This is a genomic window from Castellaniella sp. (assembly GCF_036379515.1).
Lineage (GTDB): Bacteria > Pseudomonadota > Gammaproteobacteria > Burkholderiales > Burkholderiaceae_B > Castellaniella.
In genome coordinates, this window is record NZ_DASVGN010000031.1 from 50,935 (window position 1) to 69,550 (window position 18,616).

Genomic DNA, 18,616 nt, shown 5'->3' on the forward strand with positions numbered 1-18,616 from the left:
TCGTTGGCAGCCTGACTTTCGCGCCCCCTTTGATTCGAATGACCGATCCCACCACACACGATTCCACTGAACCCTCCGTCGGGTTTGACCAGTTCGGCCTGCACGCCGGCATCATGCAATCCATTGCCGAGGCAGGTTACAGCCTGGCAACTCCCATCCAGGCACGTGCCATCCCCGTGGCGATGGCTGGACGTGATGTCATGGGAGCCGCCCAAACTGGCACTGGCAAAACCGCGGCGTTTGCGCTCCCTATCCTGCATAGGCTGATGCCGTTTGCGAGCCACAGCGCTTCCCCGGCCCGCCACCCCGTGCGCGCCCTGATCCTGACGCCCACGCGTGAGCTGGCTGACCAGATTCACAGCAACGTCGAGCAATACAGCAAACATGTGCCGTTGCGCACGGCAGTCGTGTTTGGCGGAGTCGACATTCGGCCGCAAAAAGAGGCACTGCGCGAAGGCTGTGAGATCCTGATTGCCACGCCGGGCCGCCTGCTCGATCACGTCGAACAGCGCAACGTCAACCTGGGTCAGGTAGGCATTCTGGTGCTCGACGAGGCTGACCGCATGCTCGACATGGGGTTTCTCCCCGACCTCGACCGCATTCTGCGGCTGTTGCCGGCAGGGCATCAGGGGCTGCTATTTTCAGCGACGTTCAGTCCCGAGATCCGCAAGCTGGGTCGTGGCTTTTTGCGCTCTCCCGTCGAAATCGAAGTCGCTCCGCCCAACGCCACGGCCGATACGGTCAGCCAGATCGCTTATCCCCTCGAAGGCGAAGCCAAGCGCCGTGCGGTAGTGCATCTGGTGAAGTCTCGCCACCTGACACAAGTCATCGTGTTTTCCAACACCAAGATCGGTTGCAGCCGTCTGGCGCGCCAGCTCGAGCAGGACGGAGTGCGGGCTGAATCCATTCACGGAAATAAATCCCAGATTGAGCGCATGAAGGCCCTGGATGCCTTCAAGGCGGGCACCCTCGAGGTGCTGGTCGCGACTGACGTCGCCGCGCGAGGGCTGGACGTTGCAGGAATCCCTTGCGTCATCAACTACGACCTGCCTCATAATCCCGAAGATTACGTGCACCGAATCGGTCGAACGGGACGTGCGGGCGCCCAAGGGGAAGCCATTGCGCTCTATGCGCCCGACGAAGAACGCTATCTCCAGCAGATCGAACGACTCATCAAGGTCCAGATTCCCCGGGGTGAGCTCGAATTGCCGCGCGTTTCACGGCGCAATCCCGTGGGCTCCCGAAAAGGGCCGTCCTCGGGCTGGCAGCCCGCCGCCGCTCCACTAGACGATTTGTTCACCAAACCCTACGTCCCCTCTGTGTCCGGCCAGGCTGCCCCAGTGGCTGATTTTCGTTCGGCCGTGACACCGGCCCGTGCCGCCGTGGGGGTTCTGCTGGGTGGCAAAAAGTCCAGCTGATCGGGTCTTTGGTTGCGGGCAGAGTGGGTGGCTGCCTGTGTTATCAGGTGCGGCTCGCGAAGCGGTCCAGCAACCCTGGCCCTGCGTGCAGTACAGGCAGTGTGCCCGCCCCGTTGATCAGCCGCTCCAGCTGCTCGATGTGGGGTAGTTGAGTGCCCCAGAACCGGGTTCCCTGCCGGTCCTGTACCAACAGCGTGGGGAAGTCTTCCACGTCTTCATCCCCTAGCCATTCCGGGCTGTCTTCGATGTCGATCCAGATGAAGGTCCACGCCGGCAGGCGGGCTGCGAGGGACTCCAGCGCGGGCCTGTAGGCATCGCAGGTACGGCACCATGCGGCACAATAGCAGGCGACACGCAGCCCCCCATCTTGAGCCAGGCGCTCGCGCAATGCGTCAAGGTCGGTTGCCGGATTGAACAATTTCATGCAGACAATACTCGAAGGGTTTTCGTAACATTGTAGATGTTTGCACGGAGCATCCCATGACGCATCACGATCTCGCCCTGAGGGAATCCAGGGCTCCGAATGGCCTTGCGCTGGTGGGGCAGGCTTTTCGTCGCGCCTTCATCAGCCAGTTGCATCCGCGAATGCTCGCAGCGCTGTTTCTGCCTTTCCTCATCGCTTTTCTGGGGGCAGTAGTGCTGTTATGGTTGTTCTGGACTCCGCTGACGGGCTGGATGGATCAGGAGGCCTCTTCCTGGGGCCTCTTCAACACGCTGGATGGCTGGATGGTGACCATCGGCCTGTTTTCCCTCAAGCTGTGGCTGATTCCTTTGCTATCGGCGGGCTTGTTGCTCCCCATGGCCGGAATTCTGGGTCTGATGGTAGCGGCGATCTTCGTGATGCCCCTGGTGCTGGGGCACCTGGAACGGCGCAACTACCACGGGCTGTCGCGCCAGGGGCAGCATGCCACCGTGTTGGGAACCTGGAACGCCCTTTGGGTGGGACTGCTGTTCTGCCTCGGGTGGCTGTTCACTATGCCGCTCTGGCTGGTTCCGCCGTTTGCGCTCATATTGCCGATTTTTTGGTGGGCCTTCGCCTTGAACCGCATGCTGAGGGTCGATGCCGTGGTCGAACATGCGAGTCCGGCCGAACGCCGCCTGCTCTGGCGCCGTCACCGCCGACAGTTGTGGTTGCTGGCGGCAGGCTTGGCGGTGTTGAATCTGATTCCTTTGTTTTGGCTTGTCATGCCCGTTTTCTCGGCGCTGGTCTACGCCCATTTCTGCCTGGACGCGCTCGGTCGCTTGCGCGCCGAAACGGTTCTCGACGCCTGACCGTTCTCGCGGCGGGCCTGTGTGGCAGACGACAGGGTTGGTTCGATGTAGCATGAGCTCTTCCCGAATGTGCGCCTGCTCGGCTCTTCGGGTACGTCAAAATTCTGTCTGGAGTCGAGTTCATGGTCGTTGATTCCCGGTCTGTTTCGGTTCCCCGCGTTCGTCTGATTGCCATCGGCGACGAACTGCTCTCGGGGCGGCGTCAGGACAAGCATTTTTCCAAACTCATTGAGCTTTTGCAGGCGCGTGGCATGAAGCTGCGAGCGGCCGAATTCATTTCAGATGACGAAGAAGACATCGTGGCGTGCCTGACGCGCAGTTTTGCCACTACCGACATTGTGTTCTGCTGTGGTGGGATTGGGGCTACACCCGACGATCGTACCCGGCAGGCAGCAGCGCGCGCGCTTGGGGTTCCTCTGGTTCTTCACCCAGAGGCGGCGCGTCTGATCGGTGAGCGCTGCGCCGAAATGGCCGCCAAAGGGCAGGGCAGCGCCGACATGACCACTCCCGAGAACAAGCAACGTCTGCAAATGGGCGTCTTTCCTCAGGGCGCTGAAATCATCCCGAACAGCTACAACCGCATCCCGGGGTTCTTCATCCATGATCACAGTTTCATGCCAGGGTTTCCCGTGATGGCTCATGACATGATGGCTTGGACCCTCGATACCCGCTACGCACAATGGCACCACCGTGACGCTTGGGTCGAGCACTCGTTTCTGGTGTTTGGGCTGCCTGAGTCCCGTATCACGCCGGCACTTGAAGCACTCGAAGCGCGCTGGCCAGGCATTCGCATTTTCAGCCTTCCCAATGTGGGCGATGCCGGCGGCCACCCGTACATCGAACTTGGGGTCAAGGGAGCGCCAGAAGCGGCTGCTGAGGCCCTTGAGTGGCTGCGTGAGCAGGTTCAAAAGGTTGGGGGCCGGCTGAATCCGCCCGCCTGACGGCTTTGTAGGAGCAGACTGAGCACCGAAAAAAACCTTGCCACGCGCATCATAATTCCATAATATGGAATTGTGGCAATGCAACATGGTCTTTCTCATGGCACGTCTCTCAACTGCTCCTTCCCCCTCGCTGGGTCAGACCCCGGCCCTGGCTCCTGCTGCGCATCACGACGCTGTGACCATTCAAGTCCTGGATAGGGCCATGCGTATTCTTGACGTACTGGCGAGGCAGCGAGACCCGGTCACCCTGAAGGAACTGTCGACGGCAACCGGACTGCATGCGTCCACCACGCACCGGATTTTGGCTGATCTGTCGGTGGGCCGCTATGTCGAACGAGTCGATAGCGGCCTCTACCGTCTGGGCATGCGGCTGCTCGAACTGGGTTCGCTCGTCAAGGGGCGGCTGGACGTGCGGGCCGCCTCGCTGGCGCCCATGCGGGACTTGCACCAGCAGACTGGGCAGACTGTCAATTTGTCGCTCGCCCAGGGTGATGAAATCGTCTATATCGAGCGTGCGTGGAGCGAGCGCTCGGGGATGCAGGTCGTCCGTGCCATTGGGGGCCGTGCTCCTTTGCATCTGACTTCCACGGGCAAGCTGTTTCTCGCCACTTGGGATGCCCGCAGCGTGCGCAGCTACGCCATGCGCACGGGCTTGTCCGGCACGACGCGCAACAGCATCACACAGGTGGATCAGCTCGATCGCGAGCTGGCGCTGGTGCGCCGCCACGGGTATTCGCGTGACAACGAAGAGCTTGAACTCGGTGTCCGCTGTATTGCAGCAGGGGTGTACGACGATGCGGGAACTTTGCTGGCGGGGTTGTCGCTTTCGGCGCCGGCCGAGCGCATGCGAGACGACTGGATTCCTCTTCTGATGTCCACGGCGGCCAGCATTTCAAGCGCACTGGGATACGAGCCCAGACATTAATTTGCTGCGACGCAACAAAAATGCTTGACACCGCTTTTTATTCGGATAGAATTCTATTTGTGCGTTGCAGCAATTGCTGCAATTGAGAAGGTGCCGGGCATCGTGCCTCAGAGGAAACCTTCTACTTATTGACAAGGAGTCATCATGAGCGCAACCCCCCAAACCCTGCTGGCTGGTCAGAAGGCCGTCATCGACAACCTGTTGGCTGTTCAAGGCACGTTCTTCGACGGCTTCGAAAAGCTGGTCGACCTGAACCTGAAGGCCACCCGTGCTGCCCTGGAAGACGCGGCGCAAAAGTCTCAAGAAGCAGCCGAGCTGAAAGACGGCCAGGAACTTCTGGCCTTCACGTCTTCGCTGGTCCGTCCGGAACAAGCCGTGTCCTATGGCAAAGACGTCTATGAAATTCTGGCCCGCATGCAGGGCGACCTGAGCAAACTTACCGAATCGCAGCTGTCCCAGGGTCAGCAACAAGTCGCTGACGCGGTCGAGCAGTTCGCCCGCAATGCACCTACCGGTTCCGAAGGTGCCGTGGCGCTGCTGAAGTCCACGCTGGCCACTGCCACCAACGCGTACGAGTCCGCTGCCAAAGCCGCTCGCCAGGCCGCCAGTGCCGCCGAGTCCAACATTGCTGCGGCGACCAACGCCACCCTGAAGGCTGCTTCCGACGTGAGCAAAGCGACGAAGACCTCTTCGCGTGCCCGCCGTTCGGCAAACTGATGGGCAAGACCCCTTGTCGCTGAGGCGGCAAGGGGCCTGATGCCAGACCAACCCCGTTGCTTCGGCTCCGGGGTTTTTTATTGACCGAAATTTTTTTCCACCGATGCGCCACAGAGCGCGGTTCCTCGTATACTCGCTCAAACGTCGCGCAGCCCTGTCGAGGTCGTGTGGGTCCGTTCGTGCTGATTTATCGACCTGAGAGAGTCCTCACCGATGTCTTCCGTGCGCCGCTCCTTCCTGTTCTTCGGGTTACCGGCCCTGCTGGTGCTGTGTGCTGCCGTCTGGTGGTTCAGCCGTTCGGTAGCCGCGCCAGCACCTTCGGTCTCCAAAGCAGATGCGCCCGTTTTGGTCCATATGACGCAGGTCCGGTCCAGTGACGTCCCGATCCGGGTTCAAGGTATTGGGTCCGTGCAGCCCTGGTCCACCGTCACGGTTCGGTCCCGCATCGACGGTCAGCTCGAATCCGTGGGGTTCCACGAAGGCGATCAGGTTCATCAAGGGCAGTTGCTGGCGCGGCTTGATGATCGCGTGCAGAAGGCGCAGCTCGCGCAGGCTCGTGCCCAACAGGCGCGTGACCAGGCGCAGCTCGACAACGCGCGCCGTGATCTGAAGCGCTACACCCAGTTGGTCAGCCAATCGGCCATCGAACGTCAGACGCTGGATACGCAAAAGGCGCAGGTGACGGCGCTCGAAGCGACCCTTCAGTCCGATCAGGCGCAGGTCCAGTATGCCCAGGTGCAGCTCGATTACACGCGCATCGTGTCGCCTCTGACCGGACGCACGGGCGTCTTGCAGGTGGACCCTGGCAATCTGGTGCATGCGACCGATGCAGGAGGGCTGGTGGTCATCAACCAGATGGACCCCATTGCCGTCATGTTCACGGTGCCCGACACCGCGTTTGCGCAAGTACAGTCGGCTGCCGGCCTGGCTTCGGCACCGGCGCAAAAAGGCGTTTCAGCGCCTGCTGTACGTCCCTTGCCCGTCGAGGTCTATGCCCAGGGTCAGACCCAGCTTCTCGGGCAGGGCACGCTGGAATTGATCGACAACCAGATCGATGCCGGTAGCGCTACCCTGCGTCTGAAGGCACGTCTGGACAACTCGGCAGAACGACTCTGGCCAGGTCAGGCGGTCGATGTCCGACTGATTCTGGGGGATCGCGCCGGTGCCCTCGTGGTGCCCGATAGCGCGGTTCAGCGGGGGGCGGACGGTTTATACGTCTATACGGTTCAGCCAGACGATACGGTCAAGGTACAAGCGGTATCGGTACCGGTGTCGCAAGATGGTCTGTCCGTGGTCTCCAAGGGGCTGAAGGCCGGGCAACGCATCGTGGTTGACGGCCAGTACAAGCTGCGCCCGGGCCTGAAGGTGGCCGAAGCGCCGGCTGAAAAGGCGCAGGGCGGAGCCTCATCGTGAGCATTTCGGCGCGTTTCATCCGGCGCCCCATTGGCACGTCGTTGTTGGCCCTGGCGCTGTTTCTGGTCGGAGCTGCCGTTTTCAATCTGCTGCCGGTGGCACCCCTGCCTCAGGTGGATTTTCCTACCATTCAGGTGTCCGCCAAGCTACCCGGTGCAAATCCGGAGACCATGGCCACCAGCGTGGCTCAGCCCTTGGAGCGGCAGTTTTCGACGATTCCCGGGCTGGCGCAGATGAGCTCCACCAATGCGTTGGGGTCTTCGAACATTACCTTGCAGTTCGATCTGAGCCGTAACATCGATGGTGCGGCGCTGGACGTGCAGACGGCCATCAACGCGGCGGCACGCCAGTTGCCTGCAAATCTGCCCAGTCCCCCCACATTTCGCAAGATCAACCCGGCGGATTTTTCCATCCTGATCCTGTCCGTGCAATCGGACGTGCTCCCGATCACCGTCGTCAACGACTACGCGGACAACATTCTGGCGCAGCAACTCTCCCGCGTTCAAGGCGTGGGGCAGGTGAACATCTTCGGGCAGCAGAAGCCTGCCATCCGTATCCAGGTTGATCCACGCAAGGTCGCGGCGCTGGGCCTGGATCTGGAAGCCATCCGAGGGGTCATTGCCAACACCACCGTCAGCCAGCCAAAAGGTACCATCGACGGACCTGAGCAAAGCTATACCGTCTACACCAACGATCAGATTCTGGACGCCTCGCCCTGGAACGACGCCATCATCGCGTGGCGCAAGGGCGCCCCGGTGCGTGTGCGGGATATCGGCCGCGCCATTGCGGGGCCCGAAGACGCCAAGCAGGCGGCCTGGGCGTACGCTGGCGCGGGCGCCAATGACTCCGATCGGGTCATGGGGGGGCGCTCTCTGGTTGTGGGCGTGACCAAAGAGCCGGGCGCCAACGTCATCGACACCGTGGCACGCATTCGCGCCGAGCTGCCCAGCCTTATGGCCTCGATGCCGGCCAGCATTCACGTCAGTACGCTGGTCGATCGCACGCAGAACATTCAGGCCTCGGTGCATGAGGTGGAGTTCACTCTGCTGCTATCCATTGCGCTGGTAGTCGGCGTGATTTTCATGTTCCTGCGCAACGTGGCTGGCACACTGATCGCGAGCGTGGCCGTGCCGCTGGTGCTCATGGGCACTTTTGCGCTGATGTACCTGGTTGGCTACAGTCTGGACAACCTGTCGCTGATGGCGCTGACCATCTCTGTCGGGTTCATCGTCGACGATGCGGTGGTCATGCTGGAAAACATCTGGCGCCACGTCGAAGAAGGCATGAAGCCCATGGAGGCTGCCCTGAAGGGCGCAGAAGAAATCGGTTTCACCATCGTGTCGATTTCCGTGTCCCTCACGGCTGTCTTCATCCCGCTGTTGTTGATGGGGGGGATCGTTGGCCGCCTGTTTCGCGAGTTTGCCGTCACGGTCACGATGACGATTGCGGTGTCGGTGCTGGTGACGCTCACGTTGACCCCCATGCTGTGTTCGCGCTTTCTGCGCGATCTGCAGCAGGCGCGTCATGGGCGGGTCTATCGCGCTTTCGAGCGTAGCTTCGACCTGCTGTTGCAGGGGTACAAACGGGGCCTGGACGTGGTGTTGAACCACTCGTTCATCACCTTGTGCGTATTTCTGGCGACGGTAGTGGCTTCTGCGGCTCTGTTCATCGTCATCCCCAAGGGCTTTTTCCCGCAACAGGACACCGGTGCGATCTTCGGCATTGCCGAGGCTTCTCAGAGCAGTTCTTTCGAGGCCATGAATGACCGCATGATGGCGCTGGCCGACGTCTTGCGGAAAGACCCTGACATCACCGCGTTTGGCATGACGAGCAACGCGCCGACCTTCAATAATGGGCGTTACTTCATCAGCCTGCGTCCACGCTCCGAAGGTCGTACGGCGTCTGCCGACGAAGTCATCCGCCGTCTTCAGCCTCAGTTGGCCAAAGTTCCGGGTGTGCGGCTCTTCATGCAGGCAGGGCAGGACATCAATGTCGGGGGGCGCCTGTCGCGCACGCAATATCAATACACGCTCACCAGCCCCGATCTGAATGAGCTGAACGTCTGGGCGCCGCGCTTGCTGGAACGCTTTCGCACGCTCGCGCCCCTGACGGATCTGGCCACGGACCAGCAGAACCGGGCCAATACGGCAGTGGTGACCATTGACCGGTCCCGGGCGGCCATGTTTGGCATCACGCCGGCCATGATAGACAACATCATCTACGACGCACTGGGGCAGCGTCAGGTGGCGCAGTATTTCACGCAGATCAACAGCTACAACGTGGTGCTGGAAATCACCCCGGAATGGCAGAGACACCCTGACGTGTTCTCGCACCTGTACATCACGTCGCCACTCACAGGAGCGCAGGTCCCACTGTCCAGCCTGGTCAAGGTCGACACGTCCAAGCCTGGCTACCTGTCGATCAACCACCAGGGGCAATTCCCCGCTGTGACCATTTCCTTCAACCTGGCACCGGGCTACGCCCTGGGTCAGGCCGTGGATGCCATCAATCAGGCCAAGGCTGCCATGGCAGTTCCGTTGTCGGTGCAGGGCTCATTTCAAGGCACGGCACAGGCGTTCCAGGAATCGCTCGCCACGCAGCCGTATCTGATTGCTGCGGCATTGGTGGCCGTCTACATCGTGCTGGGGTTGTTGTACGAAAGCTATATCCACCCGCTGACGATTCTGTCGACGCTGCCGGCAGCCGGGGTGGGCGCCTTGCTGATCCTGATGGCCAGCGGGTTCGACCTGAGTGTGATTGCGCTCATCGGGATTTTGCTGCTGATCGGCATTGTGAAGAAAAATGGCATCTTGCTCATCGACTTTGCCATCGTGGCCGAGCGCGAGCAGGGGCTATCACCGCGTGAGGCCATCTACCAGGCCTGCCTGTTGCGGTTCCGCCCTATTCTGATGACCACCCTTTGCGCCTTGTTCGCCGGGCTGCCGCTCATGTTGGGTTCGGGGGCCGGGTCGGAGTTGCGCCAGCCTCTGGGCTACACCATGGTGGGCGGCCTGATTCTGTCGCAGGCCCTGACCCTGTTCACAACGCCAGTCGTGTATCTGTACCTGGATCGCGTGCACCACCATTACATACGCGGCCGTGCGCTGAAACAGGCGCGCAAGTTGCGGCGCCTGAGGGCAGCACAACGGTCTGCGTAGTGTTCTAGTCTCGTGCCACGGCCGTCAGGCCTGCCACCAGCTGATCGATGAAGAACGTATAGAGCACCGCGATCGGGATACTGGCGATGAGTGCCCCCGCCAGCAACGGGCCCCAGTGGAACACGTCACCACGAATCAGCTCTGTGGGCACGGCAATGCTGATGGTCTTGTCAGCCGAACGCGTCACGAACGCCAGCGCGTAGATGAATTCGCTGCTCGACAGGGTGAAGGCAAACACGATGACCGTCAGAATTCCGGGCAGGGCCAGTGGCAGCACCACGTGCATGAAGGCGCTGAATCGGTTGTGGCCGTCTATCATGGCCTGTTCTTCGATATCGCGCGGGATACCCTTGAAGAAGCCCATCAGCAGCCAAGTGCAAAAGGGGATCGTGAAGGTTGGGTAAGCCACGATCAGCGCCCCCATCGAGTTCTGCAGCCCCAAGAATGCGATGACTTTGGAAAAAGGGATGAAGAGCAGGGTGGGGGGGACCAGATACGTCAGAAAAATGCCGATACCCAGGCTTTCACCCCAGCCCCCTGCGAGGCGTGCCAGCCCGTAGGCAGCAGGTACCGACAGGACCAGCGTGATCAGGACGACGGCCACGCCCACGTAAAGCGTGTTCAACAGCCATTGCACATATTGGGTCTGTTCGAACAGCAGGCGCAGGTTGTCCAGTGTGGGGAGATGATGAAACCAGAACGGGTTGACAGAAGGGGTGAAGATGTCGGCCTGCGTCTTGAAGCTCGTGATGAGCATGACGTAGAACGGCAGGGCCGAAAAGATCACGAACAGAAGCGTGCCCACGTAGAGTGCGCTCTTGCGCCCCAGGTGCCGTGGGGCTTGTGTGGTGGGGGCTGGAGTGGATGTCATGGGTCAGATCTCCCGGCGTCGGATCAGCGACAAGATCAGGATGGAGACGGCGGCCAGCACAGGCAGCAGGAATAGCGCCGTGGCTGCGCCTCGCCCAAGCGCGCCGCCTTGCACGCCGGTGAAGAAAGCCAACGAGGGCAATACCTGCGTCGCGTTGGCGGGGCCGCCGCGCGTCAGGATGAAGACGGTGATGATGTCCGAAAACACGAAGACGAAGGTGAACAGGATGGTCACGCCAAACACCGGAATCAGCATCGGCAGGATGATGTGAAAAAGGCGGCGGAAGTAGCCGGCACCATCGATCTCGGATTGTTCGATGATGTCGCGCGGGACCCCGTTCAGCCCTGCCAGAATGATGACGGTTGCCAGAGGCAGCAAGCGCCAGACATTGACCAGAATGATGGAGAACAGGGCAAGGCCGCTACGCCCCAGCCAGTAGGTGTTGGAGAAGTCGCCGAATAGCGCGCCTGGGTGGCCGAGCAGGCCTGCGCCTCGAAGAATCCAGTCCAGCGGGCTGAAGGTGGAGTCCAGCATCCACAGCCAGGCGATGGCCGACAGTGATGCAGGGGCGGTCCAGGGAAGCAGGATCAGAAACCGTATTAGCCATTTGCCCCGAACGGGGCGTACCAGTAGCTCGGCCTGGATCGTGCCCAGCACCAGTACGCCGACCAGGGTACTGGTGGTGATCACGAAGGTGTTGCTCACGGCCCGCATGAAGTCGGGGGTCGCCAGCAGTGCCGTGAAATTGCCCAGCCCCACAAAGTGCATGACGGGGCTGCCGGTCGTGACGTCGTTCAGGCTGTAGACGATGGCCAGCACTACGGGCACGCCCAGCAATAGAACGATGTACAGGATGGCCGGCAGGACCATGCCCATGGCAAGCAGGGTGTCACGCTGATCCAGCGTCAGTCGGTGTGTCGTCGCCATGGTTCAGCCCTTGACGCGCAGGCCGCTGCGCGGGTCGAAGCGGCGAATTTTATGGGGTGGCACGTAAAATGTAGCGGATTGACCAGGCGCAAGCTCCTGAGAGAAGCGTTCGGGCAGCTTGAGAATCAGGTCGGTCTGTGTTGCGTTCAGCGATGCATAGATCAGTGCGTCCGCCCCCAGTGCCTCGATCTGTTGAATGGTGATGGTCAGAGGGTGCTGGTCTGCCGGTGCCGCTGCATCGTCTGTGGGCAGCCATGCGTCTTCGGCGTGGAAGCCAATCAGCCAGTCTCCTTCGGGGATCAGGTTCATCGGTGGCGATCCCATGAACTGCGCGACGAACGTGTTGGCGGGCTCGTGATAGATTTCGTGGGGCGTGCCGATTTGTTGCAGTTCCCCGTGGTTCATGACCGCGATGCGCTGCCCCAGGCCCATGGCTTCGATCTGGTCGTGTGTGACGTACAGCGTCGTGATGCCGGTTTGCTGGTGCAGGCGCTTGAATTCTCGGCGGGCCGAGTGCCGCAGCTTGGCGTCCAGATTGGACAGCGGCTCGTCCATGAGGAACAGGCTGGGGGTACGTACCAGCGCGCGCGCCAGGGCGACACGCTGGCGTTCGCCGCCCGACAGCGCACGTGGCTTGCGACCCAGGTAGCCTTCAATGTGAAAAAGCTTGGCTGCCCATTCGACCTTTTCTTTGATTTCGGCCGCCGACATATGGCTGGCTTCGAGAGGGAACGAGATATTGCGCCCCACTGTCTTGTGCGGATAGAGGGCGTAGCTCTGAAAGACCATCGAAATATTGCGGCTGCGTGGGGGTTCTTCATTGGCCACGCGGCCGTCGATACGGATGATGCCGCTTGTGGGGCGCTCCAGCCCCGCGATGGTGCGCATCAGTGTGGATTTGCCTGAGCCCGAGGCCCCCAGCAGCACCAGGAATTCCCCATCGGGAACCTCAATATTGACGTCATTGACGGCTTTGACCCGACCGTGGTCGTAGGTGGTGCACAGGTGCTCGATGCTCAGGCTGGCCATTGGGCCTCCTTTAAAATGAAACGTGTCAGATTTTCTTGCCGCCGATCAAGCCTCGGCCACGCCATTGGGCGTAGATGGATTGGATCTGTTTGGCGGCTTCGTCGACCGCCTGTTCGGGCTTGAGATCCCCCCGGGCAGCCTTGGCCATCATGTTGGGTAGAACGAAGGTGTTGAAGACTTCGCCCACGGCAGGGTTGGAGTAGCCCGGATGGCCCAGGTTCGTCGTCCATTTGGTGGCCGGGATGAGCGGTTTGAGCTTGCCATCGGCTTCGCCAGGGAGCTTGAACGGGTCGTTGGTGAACCAGGCGTCGTTCAGGTCCTTGAGCGTCTTGGCGTCCTTTACGGCCGGGTAGGTGCGGTTGCCGGTGGGAACGGGCGTGCCGAAGTAGCTGGGCGAGTTGTACAGCTTGCTGTAGTACATCGCCTGGTCATAGTTGGCTGCCAGATGCAGGATGAACCGCTTGGCCGTGTCTTCACGGGCCTTGGCGAATTTGGGGATGATGTAGTTGTACAGCACGTGCACGTTGGCCCAGGCGTCGCCTGTCGGGCCGGCCAGGGGGCCGGTAAAGAACACGTCTTTGGCGATGTCGGGTTTGGTTTCTTGCGCCGACCGGTAAGCGGAAATCGAGTTGACGATGTACGAAGCCTTGCCGGCAATCAGATCCTGATTGTTCGATGCGGCGTTCCAGGCAAAGATGGCGGGAGTCATCGTGCGATGGTAGAGATCCGACATGTACTTGACAGCCTCGATCGCAAGTTCGCGATTCTTGCCGGTGCCCAGGATGACGTTGTCTTCGGCGTCTTGCACCGAGGCTCCCCAGGACCACAGCACAGAGCGCGCCACCATGTTGGAATCCAGCTCTTGCGACATGCCGATCCCGACTTCTATACCCTGTTCCTTGCGGATTTTTTCGCCGATGTCGAGCAATTGCATCCAGGTGGCCGGGCCCGTGTCCATGCCCGCTTTTTTCCAGAGGCTGTAGCGATAGTCGCCGCAATCGACCGTCCAGCCGTGGCAGAACGCATACCACTGCTTGACCACAGGGTTATAGGACACTCGCTTGATGATGTCGACGATGGGGCCGAACTGCTTGGCGGCTTCTTCATTGACGTCTGCCATGTCCACGACGTTGGGCATGAATTGCGCAGCTTCCGGACCAAGTTCGATGATGTCGTGACCGGAATTGGCCGACATTTCGGAGGTCGTGGCCGTGACCAGATCCGCGATGTTGATGTGGTCGACGGTGACCTTGACCCCGTTGGCCTCGCCCCAGGCCTTGGCAAAGGCGTCAAACCATTTGTCGTAGGTAGGGACGAAGTGGCTCCATTGCAGAATTTTGAGTGTTTTGTCGGCGGCGAACGCGTTCAGTGGAAAAAGGGGCGCGCCAATGGCCGCCAGCCCTGCCAGGCCACCGGCCTTGAGGACGCGGCGTCGACCGGCGGAATAACGGGACGGAGATTGGGTGCGGTCCTGACCGGGGCCGCGAGACGAATGCGACATGACCTGCCTCCTTGGGGAAGGGCGGGAGTAGGTCGTCAGAAGAACCACACTCGGCGGCGCTACTCCCCTAGTGGGGAAGAGAGCTTGTTGCGACGTGATCAACCAGGCTCGTTACCGCGGGAGGCGAGTTGTCACCTCTCTGGAACCTGAACAGAGTTTAATGCGGATTTTTTGGAACGCAATAGCCGACAAACCCAGAGCTGGAGGGGCTCTCAGGGGAGTAACAGGGTTTTCACCTAATGAATTCGGGCTTCTCTCGAGCCCTCGGGTCCACCGCCCGCACCTGCCGTGGAAGATCTCAGCGTGGATTGCCGGCGCGCGCCTGCATGGCCTGCACGCATTCGCGGACCAGCGCTGGGCCCCGATAGATCAGCCCTGTGTAGAGTTGCACCGCATCTGCACCTGCCTGAATTTTCTCGGCCGCCTGATCGCCAGCCTCGATACCCCCTACACCGATGAGTGCCATCGAGGGTCCCAGCCGTTCGCGCAGACGACGGATCACTCTCAACGACATTTCGTGCACAGGGGGGCCGGACAGGCCTCCCGCCTCGTGTTCGTGGGGCAGGCCGTGCACGGCGTTTCGCGAGACCGTGGTGTTGGTGGCAATGATGCCATCCACTTTGTGACGCATTGCCGTGTCGGCGATGGCGTCGATAGCAGCCCCGTCAAGATCGGGTGCGATCTTGACGGCCAGTGGGGGGCGTCGCCCATGTTGGTCAGCCAGGACCTCGCGCCGCTCGCGAAGGGATTCCAGGAGCGCGTCCAGCGCCTCGTGATCCTGCAGGCTTCGCAGGTTGCGCGTATTGGGTGATGAAATATTGACCGTGATGTAGTCAGCGTGGGGGTAGACTCCATCGAGGCAGGCGAGATAGTCATCGACTGCCCGATCAATGGGCGTATCCGCATTCTTGCCGATGTTGAGGCCCAGGATTCCGCCCTGACGACGCCATTGACTGCGCTGCACGTTGGCGACGAAGGCATCCAGCCCGTCATTGTTGAACCCCATGCGGTTGATGAGGCAACGCGCGCGTGGCAACCGGAACATTCTGGGGGCCGGATTACCTGTCTGTGCGCGGGGCGTGACGGTGCCGACCTCGATGAAGCCGAAGCCCAGCATGGCCAGGCCATCAATGCAGGCGCCGTTCTTGTCCAGACCCGCCGCCAGGCCGACCGGGTTGCGCAATTTCAGCCCCATGACGGTGCGAGGGAGCCGCGGCGTGTGTCCGTTGGTCAGCAGCCGGGTGGCGCGACAGTGCTGCAAGCGATTGAGCGTCTGCAGCGTCCATTCGTGTGCTCGTTCCGGGTCCATGGAGAACAGCGCACGGCGGGCCATGGGGTAGGTCTGAAAGAAGAGCGACATGGCAAGGGGGCAGGCGGCTGGGTGACTGAAAGTGTGCGGTCCGATTTTTACACGCAGGGCAACTTTGCCGCGAAGATCGAGACAAAGGTCAAGGCCGGGTGTGATCAGCGGAAACGTCGTCGGCAGCTTCGACCCAAATCCCGTTGCGCAGGATCTGGTGTGGTCTGAATCTGGACTTGTATGCCATTTTACGGCTTTCTTTGATCCAGTACCCCAGGTAGAGCCAGGGCAGATCCAGGGTGTGGCAGTAATCCAGCTGCCAGAGGATGCCATAGGTGCCCAGGCTGCCATGAAAATCCGGGTCGTAGAACGTGTACACCGCCGAAACGCCGGACTCGATACGGTCCATGATTGCCACCATGCGCAGCGACCCATCGGTGTCGCGGAATTCAGCCATTTCGGAACGCACCCGGCTGGTGAGCAGAAATTGCGTGTATTGTTCCCGGTCGTCCTGATCCATACCCGCCCCGGGGTGGCGCTGCCGCTGGTAGCGCTGGTAGAGCTCGAAGTGGGTGGCGTCCCAGTGCAGCAGTGTGCGGTTCACCGTGAGGCGATCATGCAAGTGGCGCCAGAGCTTGCGTTGTGTGCGGTCGCGCACGAATCGACGGGCGTCCACGCGCAAAGGAATGCAGGCCTGGCATTCGCCGCATGAAGGGCGATACGTGAACAGGCCGCTGCGACGAAATCCCTGCTCGATCAACCGTGAGTACGCTGCGTCGTCGACCAGATGCGCAGGAGCGGCGACTTCCGAGCGTGCCATGCGCCCTGGCAGGTAGCTGCAGGGGTAGGCCGCCGTGGTGTAGAACTGCAGATGACGGAAGATGGATTCACCAGGTTTGCTCATGACCAACGCGCGAAAGACGGGGCCAGTCCATTGTGGCACCAGTGTGTGTCGAAAACCAGCAAGAGTCCGGTTTGGAGCGCGGGTTCAGGGGTGCCGCACCTCGGCTTCGGAGATGAGCGTGCCATCGGGCATCAGGCGTCCACGTCCCCAGGGGGGTGAGGGCTGGTTCACGCCTGCCGCGAGCTCGGCTAGAAAATCCTGACGAGGGATCGGCCTGGCACCCAGGCTGGCAAGGTGGGGCGTTTCTTGTTGGCAGTCAATCCAGCTCACGTCCCAACGGCGTAGATAGTTCACCAGATAAGCCAGGGCTACTTTGCTGGTATCGGCCACGAGGCTGAACATGGATTCCCCGAAGAAGCAGCGCCCGAGACTGACACCATAGAGTCCGCCCGCCAGTTGGCCGTCGATCCAGGTTTCGATGCTCTGGACTCGGCCTTGCTGGTGCCATTGGCCGTAGGCGGCGACGATGTCCGGGGTGATCCAGGTCCCCTCTGCCTGTTCCGTCCAGATTTGCGTGAGCCCAAGGTGGGCTGCGCCGACGCCAATCCGGGGTGCACCGCGTTGCGCACAGTGGGCAATGACCTCGGGGAATGCGCTGTTGAGGGTCACTTGCAGAGCAGGCCGACTGGTTGCGCGTCCGAATTGCCGAATGCGTTTGGCCAGTGATCGGCTGACGTGCAGATCCGCGCAGCGCAACACCATGCGGGGGTCCGGGCTCCACCATAGGATGGGGTCTCCGGGGCTGAACCATGGAAACAGCCCCTTGTGATAGGCCTCGTCCAGGCGTGCGGCAGACAAGTCACCGCCAGCGGCCACCAAGCCGGATGGCGTCGCGGTGACCGGGTTGGGCAGCGGCGTGTCAGGTTCAACCCATGAAATGGACATTGGGTGAGGTCAGTCTGGAAACCGCAGATCGATCGCGTAGTGATGGGTAGGGAAGCGGCCGCCGGGCCTGTCCTGCAAATAGTGTTCCAGCGTCGTGCTGACGGAGCGGAATGACAGCTCTTGCCAGGGGATCGCGTCCAGTTTGAAGAAGGCGGCTTCCAGGGTCTCGGGCCCGGGATCAAGCGTCGGGTCCAACACTTCTGCAAGATAGTACAGGTGCACCTGGTTGACGGACGGCACGTCGATCACGGTGAGTAGTGATTGAATGCGGATGCGGGCCCCGGATTCTTCCTGGTTCTCGCGCGCGGCCCCTTGTTCCGTCGTTTCGCCCAGTTCCATGAAGCCGGCCGGGAGTGTCCACTTGCCGTATCGAGGTTCGATGGCCCGGCGGCAGAGCAAGACCTGATCATGCCAGATAGGGACCACTCCTACGACATTGCGCGGATTCTGGTAGTGCACTGCGCCGCAGTGCTTGCAGAGATCACGTACCCGGTTGTCGTCGGGCGGGACTTCGTGCGACAGCGCATGGCCGCACTGGGAGCAGAACTGCTGCGCACGGGGCGCGGGGTGATAGAAGGAGGGGGCAGGGGAGGTCATGCGGGAATTTTAGCGTCTGGTTGGGGATTCGGGATGAATCCTGAGGACTCCCGTATGCGCTCCGCCGGGAGCGAGTTCCAGGGTACAAGGGGCTCCCCTTCGAGGCCGACGTCGAGCGCCTCGGTTCCTTGAGCGGTGCTGTGCTCCAGCGCATTCAGCAGGGAACCATGAGGCGTATGCAGGTGCTCCAGCAACTGAGGGAGGTCTCGACCGTCCACCATCCCGACACCTAGGACCGACTGGGCGTACAGGCGGCCTTGTTCGTCCAGCCACCAGTGTGTGATCGAGCCGAAGGCCGTTCCTGTGTGGGTGGCCAGGCATAGGATTCCGGCTGCATCGGGCGTGGTCCGGAGTATCCAGGGAGCGGCGTCCAGCCGTACGTAGACTCTTTGCGGGCCATTCTGAAAGTACCAGCGGCCTGCCGAATCGGCGGTGTAGTTTCGGCCGATGAAGGCATTGATCTGAGGGCTGGTGATGGGTTCGCCGACGTTGTCGAGCCTGGTCCCGTGACCACCGGGATGCAGGTGCCAGATTCCGCGCGGCGAGAGCGACAGCCAGCCATAGACGTCCGGTACATGCGGCCAGCGGACCATGGCGGCCAGAACTTGTTCATCCATCAGAAGACCTCGCGTCTCGGGGAAGTGATCCGCCTGCATTTGGGGGATGCGTGCAACGCCCTGTCCGCCATTTTAGGCGACGCCCCCGGGCGTAGAATCAAAAGTATGCCAACGCCAACGCGCCGACTCACAGGATGCCTC

Annotated in this window: 17 protein-coding genes; 7 read left to right on the forward strand and 10 right to left on the reverse strand. The window is 61.2% G+C overall.

Annotated elements, in window-relative coordinates; genetic code table 11:
- The first annotated feature begins 38 nt into the window (after window positions 1–38).
- Entirely contained in the window at window positions 39–1,418 is a 1,380-nt protein-coding gene (locus VF285_RS10400; protein WP_346952554.1) for a DEAD/DEAH box helicase, read from the forward strand.
- Window positions 1,419–1,461: 43 nt separating this feature from the next.
- Here VF285_RS10400 and VF285_RS10405 read toward each other — a convergent pair whose 3' ends face one another.
- Window positions 1,462–1,842 carry a thioredoxin family protein gene (locus VF285_RS10405; protein WP_346952555.1) on the reverse strand — a complete coding sequence of 127 codons (381 nt, stop codon included), beginning with the start codon at window positions 1,840–1,842 and terminating at the stop codon, window positions 1,462–1,464.
- A 56-nt stretch (window positions 1,843–1,898) separates the two neighbouring features.
- On the opposite strand from VF285_RS10405, the gene VF285_RS10410 reads away from it, so the two are divergent.
- The 6 genes from VF285_RS10410 to VF285_RS10435 all read left to right on the forward strand — a co-directional run bounded on the left by VF285_RS10410 (window position 1,899) and on the right by VF285_RS10435 (window position 9,844).
- Entirely contained in the window at window positions 1,899–2,690 is a 792-nt protein-coding gene (locus VF285_RS10410) for an EI24 domain-containing protein (RefSeq protein WP_346952556.1), read from the forward strand.
- A gap of 122 nt (window positions 2,691–2,812) precedes the next feature.
- Window positions 2,813–3,631, forward strand: a complete 819-nt coding sequence (locus tag VF285_RS10415) for a competence/damage-inducible protein A (protein ID WP_346952557.1) — start codon at window positions 2,813–2,815, stop codon at window positions 3,629–3,631.
- A gap of 202 nt (window positions 3,632–3,833) precedes the next feature.
- The gene (locus VF285_RS10420) at window positions 3,834–4,556 is read left to right on the forward strand and encodes an IclR family transcriptional regulator (protein WP_414648121.1); all 723 of its coding nucleotides are present in this window, start codon (window positions 3,834–3,836) and stop codon (window positions 4,554–4,556) included.
- Between the two features lie 144 nt (window positions 4,557–4,700).
- Entirely contained in the window at window positions 4,701–5,273 is a 573-nt protein-coding gene (locus VF285_RS10425; protein ID WP_346952558.1) for a phasin family protein, read from the forward strand.
- Between the two features lie 213 nt (window positions 5,274–5,486).
- Entirely contained in the window at window positions 5,487–6,686 is a 1,200-nt protein-coding gene (locus VF285_RS10430; protein WP_346952559.1) for an efflux RND transporter periplasmic adaptor subunit, read from the forward strand.
- A complete protein-coding gene (locus tag VF285_RS10435; protein ID WP_346952560.1) occupies window positions 6,683–9,844 on the forward strand; it encodes an efflux RND transporter permease subunit in 3,162 nt (1,053 codons plus the stop codon). The genes VF285_RS10430 and VF285_RS10435 overlap by 4 nt, the downstream gene beginning before the upstream one ends.
- A 4-nt stretch (window positions 9,845–9,848) precedes the next feature.
- Here the strand turns inward: VF285_RS10435 and VF285_RS10440 are convergent, their stop codons facing one another.
- The 9 genes from VF285_RS10440 to VF285_RS10480 form a co-directional block, all read right to left on the reverse strand.
- Complete coding sequence (locus VF285_RS10440; RefSeq protein ID WP_346952561.1) at window positions 9,849–10,715, reverse strand: carbohydrate ABC transporter permease; 867 nt, start codon at window positions 10,713–10,715, stop codon at window positions 9,849–9,851.
- Between the two features lie 3 nt (window positions 10,716–10,718).
- Entirely contained in the window at window positions 10,719–11,642 is a 924-nt protein-coding gene (locus VF285_RS10445; protein WP_346952562.1) for a sugar ABC transporter permease, read from the reverse strand.
- A gap of 3 nt (window positions 11,643–11,645) precedes the next feature.
- Window positions 11,646–12,671: an ABC transporter ATP-binding protein gene (locus tag VF285_RS10450; protein ID WP_346952563.1), complete on the reverse strand. Its 1,026-nt coding sequence runs from the start codon at window positions 12,669–12,671 to the stop codon at window positions 11,646–11,648.
- Window positions 12,672–12,696: 25 nt separating this feature from the next.
- On the reverse strand, window positions 12,697–14,172 hold the full coding sequence (locus VF285_RS10455; RefSeq protein ID WP_346952564.1) for an ABC transporter substrate-binding protein: 1,476 nt from the start codon (window positions 14,170–14,172) through the stop codon (window positions 12,697–12,699).
- 298 nt (window positions 14,173–14,470) lie between these two features.
- Window positions 14,471–15,532 (reverse strand): quinone-dependent dihydroorotate dehydrogenase, encoded by a 1,062-nt coding sequence (locus tag VF285_RS10460; protein ID WP_346952565.1) that lies wholly within the window; start codon window positions 15,530–15,532, stop codon window positions 14,471–14,473.
- 88 nt (window positions 15,533–15,620) lie between these two features.
- The gene (locus tag VF285_RS10465; RefSeq protein ID WP_346952566.1) at window positions 15,621–16,376 is read right to left on the reverse strand and encodes an arginyltransferase; all 756 of its coding nucleotides are present in this window, start codon (window positions 16,374–16,376) and stop codon (window positions 15,621–15,623) included.
- Between the two features lie 84 nt (window positions 16,377–16,460).
- Window positions 16,461–17,261 carry a leucyl/phenylalanyl-tRNA--protein transferase gene (gene aat / locus VF285_RS10470; protein WP_346952567.1) on the reverse strand — a complete coding sequence of 267 codons (801 nt, stop codon included), beginning with the start codon at window positions 17,259–17,261 and terminating at the stop codon, window positions 16,461–16,463.
- Window positions 17,262–17,270: 9 nt separating this feature from the next.
- The gene (locus VF285_RS10475) at window positions 17,271–17,858 is read right to left on the reverse strand and encodes an NUDIX hydrolase (RefSeq protein ID WP_346952568.1); all 588 of its coding nucleotides are present in this window, start codon (window positions 17,856–17,858) and stop codon (window positions 17,271–17,273) included.
- Window positions 17,855–18,475: a DUF2946 family protein gene (locus VF285_RS10480; protein WP_346952569.1), complete on the reverse strand. Its 621-nt coding sequence runs from the start codon at window positions 18,473–18,475 to the stop codon at window positions 17,855–17,857. Before VF285_RS10480 ends, VF285_RS10475 begins: the two co-directional genes overlap by 4 nt.
- Window positions 18,476–18,616 lie beyond the last annotated feature (141 nt).

Bases quoted from the DNA above. Each gene is read 5' to 3' on its own strand.
- VF285_RS10400 (WP_346952554.1), top strand. From the start codon at position 39: ATGACCGATCCCACCACACACGATTCCACTGAACCCTCCGTCGGGTTT.
- VF285_RS10405 (WP_346952555.1), bottom strand. From the start codon at position 1,842: ATGAAATTGTTCAATCCGGCAACCGACCTTGACGCATTGCGCGAGCGC.
- VF285_RS10410 (WP_346952556.1), top strand. From the start codon at position 1,899: ATGACGCATCACGATCTCGCCCTGAGGGAATCCAGGGCTCCGAATGGC.
- VF285_RS10415 (WP_346952557.1), top strand. From the start codon at position 2,813: ATGGTCGTTGATTCCCGGTCTGTTTCGGTTCCCCGCGTTCGTCTGATT.
- VF285_RS10420 (WP_414648121.1), top strand. From the start codon at position 3,834: ATGCGTATTCTTGACGTACTGGCGAGGCAGCGAGACCCGGTCACCCTG.
- VF285_RS10425 (WP_346952558.1), top strand. From the start codon at position 4,701: ATGAGCGCAACCCCCCAAACCCTGCTGGCTGGTCAGAAGGCCGTCATC.
- VF285_RS10430 (WP_346952559.1), top strand. From the start codon at position 5,487: ATGTCTTCCGTGCGCCGCTCCTTCCTGTTCTTCGGGTTACCGGCCCTG.
- VF285_RS10440 (WP_346952561.1), bottom strand. From the start codon at position 10,715: ATGACATCCACTCCAGCCCCCACCACACAAGCCCCACGGCACCTGGGG.
- VF285_RS10445 (WP_346952562.1), bottom strand. From the start codon at position 11,642: ATGGCGACGACACACCGACTGACGCTGGATCAGCGTGACACCCTGCTT.
- VF285_RS10450 (WP_346952563.1), bottom strand. From the start codon at position 12,671: ATGGCCAGCCTGAGCATCGAGCACCTGTGCACCACCTACGACCACGGT.
- VF285_RS10455 (WP_346952564.1), bottom strand. From the start codon at position 14,172: ATGTCGCATTCGTCTCGCGGCCCCGGTCAGGACCGCACCCAATCTCCG.
- VF285_RS10460 (WP_346952565.1), bottom strand. From the start codon at position 15,532: ATGTCGCTCTTCTTTCAGACCTACCCCATGGCCCGCCGTGCGCTGTTC.
- VF285_RS10465 (WP_346952566.1), bottom strand. From the start codon at position 16,376: ATGAGCAAACCTGGTGAATCCATCTTCCGTCATCTGCAGTTCTACACC.
- aat (WP_346952567.1), bottom strand. From the start codon at position 17,261: ATGTCCATTTCATGGGTTGAACCTGACACGCCGCTGCCCAACCCGGTC.
- VF285_RS10475 (WP_346952568.1), bottom strand. From the start codon at position 17,858: ATGACCTCCCCTGCCCCCTCCTTCTATCACCCCGCGCCCCGTGCGCAG.
- VF285_RS10480 (WP_346952569.1), bottom strand. From the start codon at position 18,475: ATGGATGAACAAGTTCTGGCCGCCATGGTCCGCTGGCCGCATGTACCG.